We start from the raw sequence: 272 nt of genomic DNA on the forward strand, positions 1-272 counted from the left end.
GCCTCTGAAGCCTTGAATCTTTACAAGAGCCGCGATATCTCAGAGAAGCTGTTTGGCAGTGATAAGACCTTCCTTGGCAATCGCTCATTCAGAGTCGCAAGCAGCCAGGCGGCTGAAGCTAAGATCTTCATTCAGTTCATTGCTTTGATAATCCGAGCAAGAATCTACACGCTTTTGAGAAAGCGCAAAGCCGAAATGCCGGGCAAGCCTAACTATCTGAGCGTACCTTCGGCACTGAAAGAGCTCGAAAAGATTGAGCTGATACGCCAGCC

1 pseudogene is annotated in these 272 nt (G+C 48.9%); it reads left to right on the top strand.

What is annotated here, in order from left to right:
- Positions 1 to 272, top strand: a pseudogene (locus tag FD23_RS09860) (IS1634 family transposase); the annotation flags it as partial.

Origin of the sequence: Lactobacillus delbrueckii subsp. delbrueckii DSM 20074 = JCM 1012, from assembly GCF_001433875.1 — a bacterium.
GTDB lineage: Bacteria > Bacillota > Bacilli > Lactobacillales > Lactobacillaceae > Lactobacillus > Lactobacillus delbrueckii.